Here is a 13,272-nt window from a genome sequence, read left to right as displayed (position 1 = left end):
TCCGTCGTCGGCAGCGTCAGATGTGTATAAGAGACAGGGTCAGGAGACGGGGATGGGGGCGCCGAGGAAAGGGAGGGCGGCCTGCTTGAAGGCGCGGGCGCTCAGCGTGGTGACGTGGTTGCGCCGCGGCAGGACGACGAGCTGGGCACCGAGCAGGCGCGCCGCCTCCTCCGCTCCCTCCGTCACGGGGTCGGACTCGCCGACGACCAGCATGGTCGGCACGGAGCTCGACAGCGGCAGCGGGTGGACCGCCATCCCGGCCGCGCACGCCGCGAGCGCCTCGCGGTCCACGCCCGGCGCCTGGCGCAGCGAGGCGAGCAGCGGCGCGAGCGGGCTGTCCGCATCCAGCTCGGTGGATGCGTCGCGCAGCGCCGCCTGCACGGCGGTGACGCCCCAGTGCCTGAACTGCTCGACCGTTCCGACGCCGCCCACCACGAGGCGCCGGACACGCGAGGGAGCCAGCGCGACCAGTGCGAGCGACACCCAGCTGCCCATGGAGTAGCCCATCACATCCACGCGCTCGACACCGTGCTCGTCGAGCACGGCCAGCAGATCCTGGGCGAGCAGCTCGGGCGAGTAGGCGTCCGGATCGTGCGGCGCATCGCTCGCGCCGTGCCCCCGCAGGTCGGGGACGATCGCACCCCGCCCGGCCTCGGCCAGCGCCCGTACCCAGCCGGTCGCCTCCCAGGTCATGGCGCCCGTCGAGGCGAAGCCGTGGACCAGCAGGACGGGGTCCGGTCCCGGATGACGCTCCGCGTGGATGTGCACGGCCTCAGTCCTCCGGAAGCGAGAGACGGACGCGGCGCCGCGGCGCCTCCTCCACCGGGACCGTGCCGACGATGCCGGCCTGTTCGTCCTCGACGGTGAAGGTCACGAGCGGGGCTCCCACCTCCAGCACCTCGCCCTCGGCCACGTGGAAGCGGGCCACGACACCGGACTGCGGAGACGGCAGCTCCACCGCCGACTTCGTGGTCTCGACCTCGACCAGCGGCGCGTTGCGCTCGACGTGGTCGCCCTCGGCGACCAGCCACTCCAGCACGGTCGCCTCCTGCAGTCCCTCGCCGAGGTCCGGGAGGTCGAAGGTTCGTTCAGCCACGGCGGTACTCCAGGGTCGTCTGGACGGCGTCCAGGATGCGGTCAATGCTCGGCAGGTACTCATCCTCCAGCACCGGCGAGGGATAGGGAACGTCCCAGCCGGTCACGCGCTGAACCGGAGCCTTCAGCTCGGCGAAGCAGCGCTCCGTGATGAGGGCGCTCACCTCGGCCCCGAGCCCGGCGGTCAGCGGTGCCTCGTGGACCACCACGGCCCGGCGGGTGCGCGCGACGGAGGCGGCCAGGCCGTCGGCGTCGATCGGCTTGAGCCAGCGCAGGTCGATCACCTCGATCTCGACGCCGTCCTCCGCTCCCAGCTCGGCGGCCTGCAGGCAGCGCGCCACCATGGCACCCCAGGCGACGAGGGTGACGTGACGGCCCGCGCGGACGACCCGCGAGGTCCCGACCGGGAGCCGTTCCTCCAGCTCCTCGTCGGAGACGGTGTCCTTGTGCCAATAGCGGGACTTCGGCTCGAGGAAGATCACCGGGTCCGGGTCCTCGATGGATTGACGCAGCAGCGTGTACGCCTCCGCGGGCGTCGAGGGGGCCACGACCTTGAGCCCGGGCACCTGCGCGAACAGCGCCTCCAGGCTCTCACCGTGATGCTCGGGCGCGCGGATCCCGCCGAAGCTCGGCAGCCGCAGCGTGATCGGCATGTCGAACGCGCCGCGACTGCGGTAGTGCATCCGGGCGACCTGATTGACGATCTGGTCGACGGCGGGATACGAGAACCCGTCGAACTGGATCTCCGGCACCGGCCGCCACCCGGCCATCGCCAGCCCGACCGCCATCCCCATGATCCCGGCCTCGGCCAGCGTCGTGTCGAACACGCGATCGCCGCCGTATTTCGCTTTCAGCCCGTCGGTGACGCGGAAGACGCCGCCGAGCGTCCCGACGTCCTCGCCGAAGACGAGGGTGCGCTCGTCGGCCGCGAGAGCGTCGTCGAGCGCCCGGTTGAGTGCTCGCTGCATGGTGGTCAGCTCAGCCATGGCGGGACTCCTCCCAGGCGCGGCGCTGCCCCAGCAGAGCAGCGGGCGGGTTGGAGAACACGAAGTCGAACATCTCCTCCGGCGGACGGCCGCCGAGCGCAGCGACGTCGTCGCGCACGCGGTCCGCCAGGGCTCCGGCGGTCTCGGCGACCTCGGCGAAGAACCCGTCGCCGACCGTGCCCGTGCGCCGCAGCTGCTGCTCGCACAGCGCGAGCGGATCGCGGGCCAGCCACGACTGCTCCTCGTCGAGGGTCCGATAGCGGCCGGGGTCGTCCGAGGTGGAATGCGGTCCCATGCGGTAGGTCATCGCCTCGACGATGCTCGGCCCGCCGCCCTTCCTCGCCCGGTCCAGGGCTCGGCGTGTGGCGTCGTAGACGGCAATCACATCGTTGCCGTCGACGCGCACTCCCGGCATGCCGTATCCGGCCCCGCGTGCCGCGACCGAGCCGCCGGCAACCTGCTCGGAGGCCGGGACCGAGATCGCCCAGCCATTGTTCTGGCAGAAGAACACGACGGGCAGGCGCGAGACGGCGGCCGTGTTCATCGCCTCGTGGATGTCGCCCTGCGAGCTCGCGCCGTCGCCGAAGTAGGCGATCGCCACGCCTCCCGTGCGGTCGAGTTTCGCGCCGAGCGCCCAGCCGACCGCGTGCGTCACCGCTCCTCCGACGACCGCGTTGATCGGCGCGAGGCGCGCGGCCGCCGCATCCCAGAGCCCGCCGTGCCAGGCACCCTGGTGCGAGGCGAGGTAGGCGACCGGATCGACGCCCATCGCGACAGCGACGCCCAGCTCGCGGTAAGTCGGGAAGGCGAAGTCACGGCGGAGGTCCAGTGCGGCGGCGCTGCCCACCTGCGCGGCTTCCTGACCCCGCATCGGGGCGTAGCCGGGGATGATGCCCTGCCGCTGCATGGCGACCGCGTCGAGGTCGAGGCGGCGAACGGTCGCCATGGTCCGGTACAGGCGTCGCAGCAGAGCGGCGTCGTCGGCATGCGTTTCGGCCGCGGGCCGCGCAGCGGCCCCGGCGTCTCGGGTGGTCATCGTCATGACGCCACTCTCGCCTGACCTGCCCCAGCGGGCAACACGTACAGTCCGAGCTGGTCAGTCTGCCCGCTCAGCGCGACGGCGACCGCCTTTCGCTATGCAGGTTGTCGCCTCAGATGGCCTCCCGCTCACCGCTTCATGTCGAGCCGGCGTCGCAGGGCGTCGTTCTCCTCCTGAAGCTCGATCACGCGTCCGACGCCGGTCAGGTTCACGCCCTGTTCCTGAAGCTGCGCGACGAGCCGGACACGCGCGATGTCGGCGTCACTGTAGCGGCGGGTGCCGCCCTCGGTCCGCGCGGGGGTCAGCAGCCCCTTCTCCTCGTAGAGCCGGAGGGTCGCCGGCGTGAGGCCGGCCAGTTCGGCCGCCACCGCGATGCTGTAGAGCGGGGTGCCCGAGGGTTCGTCGACCATGCTGAAACTTTCGTGAGGGGCTGATTTCCTGGAAGGGATGTGGTAGAAAATGTGTTGCAAATGCCATAGATAATTTCATAGCGACACTACACCTCTGAGATGGAAGGAGTGCACATCATGGCCATGTCGTTCGATCCTTTCAGCCAGCTGGACAGGATCGCCCAGAGCATCTTCGACACCAGCCGGCAGCCGCGGCTGATGCCGGTGGACCTGTTCCGGGAGCACGACAAGTACATCCTCAACGCGGACCTCCCCGGAGTGCAGCCCGACTCCGTCGACATCGACGTGGACGGACACCTGCTGACCCTGCGCGCTCAGCGGATGCCCACCGAGGAGAGATCGCAGCGCTGGCTGCTGCAGGAACGCCCGTACGGCGCCTACCAGCGCCAGTTCACGATCGGCGACGACATCGACCCGGACGGCATCACCGCGCACTACGACAACGGGGTGCTCACGGTGATGATCCCCGTGGCCGAGCGTGCCAAGCCCCGCAAGATCGAGATCGAATCCGGCGGCGGCCGTCAGCGGCAGAAGGCCGTGACGTCCTGAGCCGAGATGCCGAGGTGCCCGCCCGCCGGCGGGCACCTCTTTGTGTGCGAACTCCGGATGGGCTTCACCCGTTCGAGAGATTGTCTCCGCACTTGTAGAAGCCGGTGACGAGCGTGTCGATCGCCTGTTTGGCGTTGTCCGACACGTTCCCCAGGGCGAAGACCGCGAACGTCAGCGGCGTGCCATCGGCCGCATTCACGATGCCCGACAGCGTGTAGCCGTTGTCGATCCACCCGGTCTTCGCGAACACCGAACCGTCGGCGACCGAGTTCGCGCCGGTGAACCGGCTGTAGCCCGGCCCGAGCGTCCCCGACTTGCCTGCGACCGGCAGCCCGTCGTAGATCACTCCGAGTCCGTTCTGCCGGTTCAGCACCTTGATGAAGAGCTGCGTCAGATACGAGGGGGGCACCGCGTTGTCCCCGCTGAGCCCCGAGCCGTCAGCGATGTGGATGCCCGCGGTGTCGATCCCGTAGCCCGTGAGCCCGGCCAGCACACCGGCGTTCAGCGCGTCGAAGGTATTGCCCGCGCCATTCTTGATAGCGACGAGCCGGGCGAGCTCCTCCATGATCGTGTTGTCCGAGACCCGCATCGCCTGATCGATCAGTGCGGTCACCGGTTGCGACTGGACCGCACCCAGCTGACGTGCGCCCGCCGGAGCGACGCCCTGGCTGACGCCGACGCTCGTCCCCAGGTACTGCTGGAAGTACTGCACCGCCCGGCTCACCGGGTCCGTGCTGCGCGGCGACTCCACGGCCGTCGGGTCGTCCCTGTCCCCATCCACCATCAGAGCTGTCATGTACGGGGTCGATCCTTCGACGATGCGCTCCTCGTGCTCGTCCCAGCTCGGCTGCCAGAACGGCGCGCCGAAGAGGGACGCGTCCACCACGATCGACGTGATCCGCTGGCCGCCCATGGCCTGCTTCACCTGGTTCGCGAGGTCCTGGATCTTGGGCGCGCCGGTGTAGAAGGAGGCCTGGCCGTCGGGGAGTCGCGACAGCGTCACATCCCCACCGCCGACGATGACGATCTGGCCGGGTGTGCTCCCGGCGACGACGGTCGTCGGGACGCGGTAGTCCGGCCCGAGCGTCGCGAGCGCGGCCGCCGAGGTCAGCGTCTTGAGGACGGACGCGGTGGGACCGGGCTTCACGCCGTTCCGGTCGAACAGGGTCTGGCCGGTCTTGGCGTTGACGACCTGGGCTTCGACGTTCCCGAGCCGGCCGTCGGCCGCGAGGCCTGCGACCGAGCAGGTCCGGATCCGCGTCGCCGCTGCCGGGTTCGCGGGAACGGGACGCGCCGGATCCACGGTGGGGGTCGGCGTCGGCGTGGCTGTCCGGCTGGGAGCCGGAGTCGTCGTCGATGCGGTCCCTGCGGCTGCGGCCGGGGCGCCGAGGGATGCTCCGAGCGCGACGCTCCCCATCGCGAGGAGGACGAAGACGACGACGGCACCGCCGGCCATCCACGTCTTCGGGTGCGTGCGGATCGCGGACAGGACACCCGCGGCTGCGCCCGCCAGACCGGCAGACTTCGCGGGCCGGACGGCGGCGCGACGGCCGGATCCGGTGGTCGCGGGCGGTTCCGCGGCGGCGGGGGAATCCGCAGGCCGAGGCGGATCGACCGGTAGATTCGACGGGTCGGGTCCGGTGGCCGGCTGATCCGATTCGTGCATCAGGGTATGCTACCGGGGCTTTCTGAATTCCGGTACGCGCCACCAGCCGTCCCACGCGACGACTCCCCGGGAAGGACGATGGAACGATCCGCGCTCCTGCGGACAGTAGAAGGTATGAGCACGGATGAGTTCGACGAGGCCGCGGCCTGGTCGGCGGCACGCGGCGGGGACGGCCCGGCATTCGCGTCGGTGTTCGACCGGCACCGCGACCGCGTCTTCGGCCACGCGCTGAGGCTCGTGCGCGAGCGCCACGACGCGGAGGACGTGACGGCCATCGTCTTCCTGGAAGCGTGGCGCAAGCGCAACGCCGTCCGCCTGGTGGACGGGTCCATCATCGGCTGGCTGCTGGTCACCACCAACTACACCGTGCGCAATCACACCCGCGGCCTCCGGCGCTATCGCACGGCGCTCTCCACGTTGCCGGCACCGGCTCCGCAGGAGGATCACGCGCCCCGCGTGGATGACACCCTCGACCACGCCGGACGAGACCGCCAGGTGCGGGAGGCGTTCGAGAGCCTGAGCAAGCGCGACCAGGACGTCATCACCCTCTGCATCCTCGAGGAGCTGACCACGGCTCAAGCCGCGGAGGCGCTCGGCGTCCCGGAGGGGACGGTGAAGTCGCGTCTCTCCCGCGCGCGCAAGCGCCTCACCGAACTCGCTCCGCGGCTCGCCACGGAAGCGAACACCACGATCCTCGAAGGAGGTGCACGATGAGCACCACGGACTTCACCCCGGACCGCAGCGCCGCCATCCGCCAGTTGCTTCTCGACACCGTCGCCTACGAGCCGCGCCGCCGTAGGCGCCTCCAGATCCTGCTGACCAGTGTCCTCTCCGGCGTCGCCGTCGCCCTCGCCGGCGGGACGGCCGCACTTGCGCTCACCGGCGCCATCCACCTGGGCAGCGGCGACACCCCTCCCCCGTCGGCGCCGACGCCGACGCCGACGCCGACGGTCACTCCGACTCCGACTCCGACTCGGACTCCCACTCCGAAACCGGCGCCACCGCCGCTGGTCCAATCCGCGCCGGTCCTGCCGCACGACGTCGACAGCCTGCGCCCCACCACGCGCTGGTCGCTCGACCTCCCCGGCGATCCGATCTGCACCAGCGCGAACGCCTACACACTCAGTGACGCGCGGGTCGTCTACGTCTCGGGCTTGCGCCCGAAGGAGTACGAGGGCTCGGACTGCATCGATCATGTCGGCGAGGACTTCGGCGTCACCCTCGTCGACACCTCGGACGGAACCGTTCTCTGGCAGCGAGAGTGGAAGTTCACGCCGAAGAACATCGCATTCGGCGCCGGCTTCGAAGTGCTCGGGACGTCGGGCCGCGCCGTCTTCGCCTCAGCGGAGGCGGGGGTCGGTCCGCACGACGTGCTTGACCTCACCACGGGAGAGACCGTCGGAACCTTCGAGCCCGGCTGGAGCGGCTTCACACCTGCTCGGGACATGCGGGCCGTTCCGGATGGGTCCGGGGACGTCCTCACGATCCAGCACTTCCTCGACGCTCAGGGACGGACGGCCGCCGACGACATCCTGACCCGCGCCGACCCGGCGGACTTCGCCCACCCGAAGTGGAGTCGACCCGTCGGCATGGGCGGGTCGGAGCTGGGGTTCATCGTGCCCGGAGGCGCCGCGATGAGCCTCGACGGCTGGACGCAGAGCGGAATCCACCGGACGACGATGATCGAGCTGCAGACCGGACAGTCATCGCTGGTTCCCGGGAACGTGAACGTCTACCGGCCGATGAGCCGGATCCTCTTGGGTTCGACGCAATCGCCGCCGAACGGGCAGACGGAGCTCGTCGCCTACGGATCAGGCGGTCAGAAGCTCTGGTCGAGGACGGCGTCGCAAGCAGCACAGGTCTTTCCCGCTGCCTCGCCGGGGACCGTTCCGGGACTCGTGAACGGGTATCAGACCTCGGACACCGGTGAGCTCTTCGTCAAGGACGCCCAGACGCTCACTCTGATCGACCAGGCGACAGGCGCGGAGCGGTGGACGATTCCGATCCCCGCCTGCTTCACGCGCATGTCGACGCTGGTCCCCGCGATGCTCGACGCCCGGCGTGACGTCTTCCTGCTCGGGTCCGCGGAGACGAGCTGCGCCGTGAGCCACGAGTCGGGCGCGGTGGTGGACGGGCCCTCGATTCCTGTCGATGGACCGTTCTTCCAGGTGTTCGGCCTCACACATCGTTACGACTACGACAGCCCAGCCGCATCCGGCGCCGCGCACGACTTGGCGACCGGCGAGCTTCTCTGGACGCGCGAACGACACGATTTCGAGAGCTGGCGGTTCGACGGCGGATACCTGGTCGCCGGCTGGAGCAACCACATCGAGTCGATCGGCTGAGCCCGGTCGGGCGGCCGGGCTCAGGGCACCGCCGAAACCAGGTAGTTGTCGAAGCGCACGGTGACCGGCGTGTTGGTGGCCGAGGCCGAGAGGTATGCCCGCAGGCCGACGTTCCCGGCCGACTGGAGCCCGGTCGTGGAGTCGGTCACGCTCGCCTGCCAGCTCGCCGGCTCCGGCTGCGTGGCGGACCAGACCTTCGCGTTCAGCGTCGTCGGCGAGACTCCCACCGCCTGCACCCTCAGGTCGAGCTGCTGGCCCACGGCATATGTCAGCCCGCTCACCGCGACCGCCTGGAGCGCCGTCCCATTGGCGAGCAACTGCACCTGCACAGTGCCGCTGGAGCTCACCCAGACCCGGCCCTCGTACGTCACCGATCCCACCTGCCGGGCGATCGCCGAGACGAAGATGCCGCCTCCGGAAGGGGCGAGATCCGTGGTGAACGTGACGGTCGTGTCCGTCCGGCTCGAGCTGACGCCTCCCAGCGTCTCGGTCTTGGTGGAACCGGCGGGGTCGCTCATCCGCCCGGTGCCCGACGCGACCGAGTAGAAGGATGTTGTGCCCGCGCCGGTCCACGTTCCTCCGGTGTCGGCGGTCCCCCAGCCGCTCGTCACCGACCGCTCGAACGCATCCTTCGCCAAGGTGCTCCCCGAGGCCGTTGTGACGGTCACCTGGTGGGAGGTGGTCCCGGTCGCTCCGGCGTTGTCGGTCACCTTGAGCGTGATCGTGTACGTCCCAGCGGCAGCGTAGGTGTGGTTCGCCGTGGAGCCCGTCGCGGTCCCGCCGTCGCCGAACGTCCAGGAGTACGAGGCGATGGTGCCGTCGGGGTCGTGGGACGCGGTCCCGTCCACCGCGACGGCGAGACCGTTCGTGCCGGCGACGAAGGACGCGGTGGGCGGCTGGTTGGCGCCACCGCCGGCGATCGTGACGCTGTTGCCCACGCGCGAGATCCGGTTGCCGTCGGGGTCCGTGACGGTGAGCGTGTAGGTGTGACTACTGCCTCCCGCCAGGCCCGTGTCGGTGAAGCCCATCGCCGGCCGGCTCCAGAACACGGTGTTCTTGGTCACCTGGTAGATGGGATGCGCCGTGTCGCCATCGCGGGCCAGAGCGTAGGTGAGCGCGACGTTGTCCTGATCGTAGGTCGCTGTCCACGTCACGGCGGCCTGCCCGGCGACCGTGGAGGTCGCCGTCGGCGTGAGCGCCGTGTTGTTGTTCGGCCCGGTGGTGCTCTTCACCACCGAGTCGAAGGCGAACCGCGTCAATCCGTACTGGGCGGTTCCGTTGACGAAGGGGAACTCGCCGCCCACCACCAGGTAGCGGCTGTCGCCCGCCACGCTCCAGGCCGCCTGCCCCTGCCCGGTGTAGGTGCCGGTGACGTAGGCCGGGTACCAGTTCAGGAGGGTCGGCGCCGGCTGCCCGCTGAAGTTCGCGTAGGCGGTGTTGCCGTCGTTGGTCAGCGTCCCGGTCCGCGCTTTGGAGAACGCGATGGTGTGGTGGAAGGTGCGCGGGTTCGTCTCCGGGAACCCTCCGAGGTTGCCGCAGTAGTGAGGATGCCCGGCCACGTAGAGGGCGTTCGCGAGCGGCTGCACGGAGTAGGTGTCCCCGTGGCAGTCCTCCAGCCAGATCAGTGCGCCCGTGGTCGCATCGGCCGAGAAGCTGCCCTCGAGGTTTCCGCCGGACCCGTACACGTACCCAGAGCCGTACACGCGGTCGCTCGTGGCGGCAAGCGACGTGATGCCGGCGTACAGCCCGGCGTCCCGCACCACGGTGTTGGCCGGGAACGGCAGCGTCGCACCGGTCGAGCCGCTCAGCATGGCGAGTCCGTAGTGCGGTGCCCCGTCCATGTTCTTGAAACGCCCTCCCGCGTACACCCTGCTGCCGTCGGGGCTCACTGCGAGCGCATCGACGACGGTGTCGGCGGAAGCGCCCCACGAGGTGATCAGCGAGCCGTTCGACGGGTCGAGCTTGGCGATGTAGCCGCGCGCCACACCGTTCACGCTGGAGAACGTGCCTCCCGCGTACACCGCGGTGTTCGTCACGGCGAGCGCCCGGACCTCGCTCTCCATGATCGGCCGGAAGGAGGCGATCGGCTGGCCGGTCGCCGTGCTGATCGCAACGATGCGGTAGTACGCGGCGCCTCCTGCCGTGGTGAAGTCGCCTCCGACGTAGACGCGCGTACCGTCCGGGGACGCCGCTACGACGAGCCCCTGGGCGTTGAGCGGGACGTTGATGCCCGAGATCAGCGCGCCGGTCGTGATGTTGTAGGCGAGGAAGTTGCTCCGCGGCGTCGTGTTCGATCCGGCCGGCGAGCCGGCGGGCCTTGCCGTGGTGAATTTGCCCGCCACGTAGACGGTGTCTCCGACCACGACCTGCGACCAGGCGACACCATCGATCTGCGTCGTCGGCAGCGCGGTCGCCCCGACCGTGGGCGGCGACGCCGGGTTGGTGGGATCCGGTGGCATCGTGTCGGCGGAGGCCGCCGTACCAAGGCCGACACCTCCCCCGATGAGGAGCAGTGCGCTCAGCACCGCGGTGAACAGGCCGAGCGCGCGCGCCCTGCGGGACTTCCTCGTTGCATCCATGACAGCCTCGTCGTAGTTGACTGATTCTCACCTTTTGTGGACCAGGCTACGCCGAGGTGGATGCGGTTGCACGAGAAAACAGGCGTGCAGCCAGCTAGGGAAGCGCGACCTGCCGGACGGTCCTCCACTGTCCGCTGGAGGCGCTCACGAGCGCAGCATCCACGATCTCCGCGGCCGACCAGGCATCCGCAGCAGAGGGAGCGTATTGGATGCCCTCGGCCACCGACCGCAGGAACAGCGAGGCTTCGATCGTTTTGAGGTCGTCGAAGCCCATGCTCGTTCCCGCGCCGGGCTGGAAGCGGGCGAACTCCCCGAAGCCGGGGGATGCCATCACCCGCCGGTACCCGGAGGGGTCATCGGCGAGTTCGAGCTCGTTGAGGCGCTCGAAGTTCCAGCGGAGGGAGCCGGCCGTTCCGTAGATCTCCAGCGAGTACCCGGCCCGCGGACCGACGGCGACCCGGCTCGCTTCGAGCGTGCCGACCGCTCCCGATTCCAGGCGGACGAGCAGGGCGGCGTAGTCCTCGTTCTCCACCCTCCCCCGCGGATCGTCCGCTCGGCCCTTGCTGAAGTGGCTGGCGGCATCCCCGCGCGGCAGCGGGCGCTCCGCGATCACCGTGGATGTGAGCGCCGTGACCGCATCGATGCGCCCCGCGATGAACTGCACCAGGTCCGCAGCGTGCGAGAGAAGGTCGCCCAGGACCCCCGAGCCCGCTCGCTCCTGCTGGAAGCGCCAGGTGAGCGCGCCGGCCGGATCGGCGGAGTAGTCGGCGAGGAAGGAAGCGCGGACGTTCGTGATGGTTCCGATCGCGCCGTCGGCGACCAGCTCGCGGGCCTTGGCGATGGCGGGTGCGTGGCGGTAGTTGAAACCGACTGCCGTGACCAGCCCGCGGGACGCTGCCGCCTGGGCGATCTGCGCGGACTCGGCGGCGGATCTGCCCATCGGCTTCTCGATCCAGATCGGCTTGCCCGCCTCGATCGCGGCGAGTGCGATCTCACAGTGCAGGAAGTTCGGCGAGCAGATCGAGACGACGTCCACAGCCGGGTGCGCGAGCACCTGCCGGTAGTCCGAGACGGCCTCGCGAAAGCCGAGCACCTCGGTGGCGAGGGCCCGGGTCGCCGCGTCCGGGTCGGCGGCGACGACCAGCTCGGCCTGAAGGGGAAGCTCCGGGAAATGCTGCCGGGTCGCCAGGTACGCACGGGAATGGAGCCGCCCCATCCACCCGATCGAGATCACGCCGACGCCGAGGGACCGGGTCTGTGCCATCTTCTGCTCCTGTTTCTGCATGCGTCGTCGGATGCGCGTCGATGCTATCAGGTGCTGATGACCGAATGTCCATACAAACTATTGACAGTGTCGTTGCGCATGGTTCAGACTCATCTCGACGCCGACGTCACGTGAGAGGGGTGCAGCAATGACGCAGCCGCCTCATGGGCCGCTCGGCGCACCGTACGCGACCGTCGACCCCGCCCGGTGCCCGGTGATCGTGGACGTTCATCCCTTGCGCCGCCGCCTCGGCCGGCGCCCCTAGAGAGGCACATTCCCGATAATGAAGCGCATATTCGCAGTGGCCGCTGTTGCGGCAGCCGCCTGCATCACGCTCGCTGCATGCACCGGAACCGGTCAGGCAACCGTAGACAAGACGAGCGGAACCACCAGCGGTGCCACCAGCCTGAACCTCACGTACGCCGTGGTGACCCACTCCGGCCCGGGAGACGCCTTCTGGGACCGCGTCAAGGCCGGCGCCGAGAAGGCGGGCACCGACTACGGAGTCAAGGTCACCTACAACGCGGACCCCGACCCGGCCAAGCAGTCGCAGCTCATCGACAACGCAGTCGCCCAGAAGGTCAACGGGATCGTGGTCTCGATGGCCAACCCGGACGGCCTCGAGGCGAGCATCAAGAAGGCGGTCGCCGCAGGCATCACGGTCGTCACCATCAACTCGGGGATCGAGCGGTCGGCCGAGTTCGGCGCGATCACGCACGTCGGCCAGAGCGAGACCGTCGCCGGGACCGCCGTCGGAAAGCGACTGGCGGGCGCCGGACTCAAGAAGGCGCTCTGCGTCATCCAGGAGGCCGGGAACGTCGGTCTCGAGGAACGGTGCAGCGCCGCGGCGAAGGCATTCGGCGGCACGATGACGAACCTCCAGGTAGACGGCACCAACGACTCGGACGTCAAGGCGACGATCAAGTCGAAGCTGCAGGCCGATCCGTCCATCGATTCCGTCCTCACCCTGGGCGGCCAGTACGCCATCGACGCCGTCGGCGCCGTCGACGAGTCGAAGAGCTCGGCCAAAGTCGCGACCTTCGACCTCTCGACCGACGTGGTGACCGACGTCAAGGCGGGCAAGATCCTGTTCGCCGTCGATCAGCAGCCGTACGTGCAGGGATTCCTCGGAGTCACGGCTCTGTACCTCAACTCCATCAACGGGAACATCATCGGTGGCGGACAGCCGATCTACTCCGGTCCGGCATTCGTCACGAAGGAGAACGCGGCACAGGTCGAGAAGTTCGCCGCGCAGGGCACCCGCTAGCTGAAACCCTTCGGGCGGGTGGAGCAGGCCTGGCCCTGTCTCTTATACACATCTGACGCTGCCGACGACGGA

At 69.5% G+C, this 13,272-nt stretch carries 12 protein-coding genes; 4 read left to right on the top strand and 8 right to left on the bottom strand.

Features of this window, described 5'->3' with window-relative positions:
- Positions 1-39: 39 nt before the first annotated feature.
- The 5 genes from ACPYOG_RS16025 to ACPYOG_RS16005 form a co-directional block, all read right to left on the bottom strand.
- Positions 40-768 (bottom strand): alpha/beta fold hydrolase, encoded by a 729-nt coding sequence (locus ACPYOG_RS16025; protein ID WP_481295168.1) that lies wholly within the window; start codon positions 766-768, stop codon positions 40-42.
- 4 nt (positions 769-772) lie between these two features.
- Positions 773-1,096 (bottom strand): biotin/lipoyl-containing protein, encoded by a 324-nt coding sequence (locus tag ACPYOG_RS16020; RefSeq protein ID WP_481295167.1) that lies wholly within the window; start codon positions 1,094-1,096, stop codon positions 773-775.
- A complete protein-coding gene (locus tag ACPYOG_RS16015) occupies positions 1,089-2,081 on the bottom strand; it encodes an alpha-ketoacid dehydrogenase subunit beta (protein WP_481295166.1) in 993 nt (330 codons plus the stop codon). Before ACPYOG_RS16015 ends, ACPYOG_RS16020 begins: the two co-directional genes overlap by 8 nt.
- Complete coding sequence (locus ACPYOG_RS16010; RefSeq protein WP_481295165.1) at positions 2,074-3,123, bottom strand: thiamine pyrophosphate-dependent enzyme; 1,050 nt, start codon at positions 3,121-3,123, stop codon at positions 2,074-2,076. The genes ACPYOG_RS16015 and ACPYOG_RS16010 overlap by 8 nt, the downstream gene beginning before the upstream one ends.
- A 125-nt stretch (positions 3,124-3,248) precedes the next feature.
- A complete protein-coding gene (locus ACPYOG_RS16005) occupies positions 3,249-3,530 on the bottom strand; it encodes a MerR family transcriptional regulator (RefSeq protein ID WP_481295164.1) in 282 nt (93 codons plus the stop codon).
- Between the two features lie 117 nt (positions 3,531-3,647).
- Here ACPYOG_RS16005 and ACPYOG_RS16000 point away from each other — a divergent pair, with 117 nt between their 5' ends.
- Positions 3,648-4,079 (top strand): Hsp20/alpha crystallin family protein, encoded by a 432-nt coding sequence (locus ACPYOG_RS16000; RefSeq protein ID WP_090040027.1) that lies wholly within the window; start codon positions 3,648-3,650, stop codon positions 4,077-4,079.
- 64 nt (positions 4,080-4,143) lie between these two features.
- On the opposite strand, the gene ACPYOG_RS15995 is transcribed toward ACPYOG_RS16000, so the two are convergent.
- Entirely contained in the window at positions 4,144-5,745 is a 1,602-nt protein-coding gene (locus ACPYOG_RS15995; RefSeq protein WP_481295163.1) for a D-alanyl-D-alanine carboxypeptidase/D-alanyl-D-alanine-endopeptidase, read from the bottom strand.
- A gap of 114 nt (positions 5,746-5,859) precedes the next feature.
- Here ACPYOG_RS15995 and ACPYOG_RS15990 point away from each other — a divergent pair, with 114 nt between their 5' ends.
- Both ACPYOG_RS15990 and ACPYOG_RS15985 read left to right on the top strand, forming a co-directional pair.
- On the top strand, positions 5,860-6,459 hold the full coding sequence (locus ACPYOG_RS15990) for an RNA polymerase sigma factor (RefSeq protein ID WP_481295162.1): 600 nt from the start codon (positions 5,860-5,862) through the stop codon (positions 6,457-6,459).
- Entirely contained in the window at positions 6,456-8,090 is a 1,635-nt protein-coding gene (locus ACPYOG_RS15985) for an outer membrane protein assembly factor BamB family protein (RefSeq protein ID WP_481295161.1), read from the top strand. Before ACPYOG_RS15990 ends, ACPYOG_RS15985 begins: the two co-directional genes overlap by 4 nt.
- Before the next feature lie 20 nt (positions 8,091-8,110).
- Here the strand turns inward: ACPYOG_RS15985 and ACPYOG_RS15980 are convergent, their stop codons facing one another.
- On the bottom strand, positions 8,111-10,669 hold the full coding sequence (locus ACPYOG_RS15980) for a PKD domain-containing protein (RefSeq protein WP_481295160.1): 2,559 nt from the start codon (positions 10,667-10,669) through the stop codon (positions 8,111-8,113).
- Between the two features lie 94 nt (positions 10,670-10,763).
- Positions 10,764-11,933, bottom strand: a complete 1,170-nt coding sequence (locus tag ACPYOG_RS15975; protein ID WP_481295159.1) for a Gfo/Idh/MocA family protein — start codon at positions 11,931-11,933, stop codon at positions 10,764-10,766.
- Between the two features lie 283 nt (positions 11,934-12,216).
- Here ACPYOG_RS15975 and ACPYOG_RS15970 point away from each other — a divergent pair, with 283 nt between their 5' ends.
- The gene (locus ACPYOG_RS15970; protein ID WP_481295158.1) at positions 12,217-13,200 is read left to right on the top strand and encodes a sugar ABC transporter substrate-binding protein; all 984 of its coding nucleotides are present in this window, start codon (positions 12,217-12,219) and stop codon (positions 13,198-13,200) included.
- The last annotated feature ends 72 nt before the right edge of the window (positions 13,201-13,272 follow it).

Source organism: Leifsonia sp. HAY1-4F, assembly GCF_056755275.1.
This window is presented reverse-complemented; position numbering and strand designations above follow the sequence as displayed.